The sequence below is a fragment of the Rhizobium sp. 05L419 genome, from assembly GCF_056397845.1.
The window spans coordinates 1-947 of sequence record NZ_JBFTOF010000080.1 but is presented as its reverse complement, the minus strand read 5'-3'; the positions used below and the strand labels follow the sequence as shown (position 1 = coordinate 947).

1 protein-coding gene is annotated in these 947 nt (G+C 62.4%); it reads right to left on the bottom strand.

All coding sequences use genetic code 11. From position 1 onward, the window contains the following. The coding region (hemA, locus tag AC1DMK_RS31065) for a 5-aminolevulinate synthase (RefSeq protein WP_477864046.1) at positions 1–936 on the bottom strand (936 nt) is incomplete at its 3' end. Between the last annotated feature and the right edge of the window lie 11 nt (positions 937–947).

Sequence of the window (947 nt, the reverse complement as noted above, 5' to 3'; positions counted from 1 at the left end):
GCGCAGCGTGCGCACCCGTTCCTGGTGACGGGCACGCTCGAACGGGCTGACCTTCAGGTGCTGGATCGAGGCAACCGCGCCGGCAGCGAGCGCCGGCGGCAGCGCTGTCGTAAAGATGAAGCCCGAGGCAAACGAGCGGATGAAGTCACACAGCGCCGTCGATGCGGCAATATAGCCGCCCATGACGCCGAACGCCTTGCCGAGCGTGCCTTCGATGACCGTCAGGCGGTCCATCAGCCCTTCGCGCTCGGCAATGCCRCCGCCGCGCGGGCCGTACATGCCGACGGCATGGACTTCGTCGAGATAGGTCATCGCGCCATACTTGTCGGCGAGATCGCAGATCTCCTTGATCGGAGCGATATCGCCGTCCATCGAATAGACCGATTCGAACGCGATCAGTTTCGGCGCCTTCGGATCGGCGGCCGCCAGCTTGGCTTCGAGGTCCTGGATGTCGTTGTGCTTCCAGATCACCTTGTCGCACTTGGCATAGCGGATGCCCTCGATCATCGAGGCATGGTTCAGCGCATCCGAGAAGATCACGAGGCCGGGGATCTTGGCGCCGAGCGTGCCGAGGGCCGCCCAGTTGGAAACRTAGCCTGAYGTGAAGATCAGCGCSGCTTCCTTGCCGTGCAGATCGGCAAGTTCGCGCTCGAGCAGAACGTGGTAGTGGGTGGTGCCAGAGATATTCCGGGTGCCTCCCGCACCCGCGCCACAGTGGTCGATGGCGTTCTTCATCGCCTCGATCACCTTGGGGTTCTGGCCCATGCCGAGATAGTCGTTGGAACACCAGACCGTCACGTCCTTCGGGCCGTCGGCGGTGTGACGCGTGGCACGCGGAAAGCTGCCGCGATGACGCTCAAGATCGGCAAAAACGCGATAACGGCCTTCCGTATGCAGGCCGTCGAGCTCGTTTTTGAAGAATGCTTCGAAATCCATCATATGCTCCA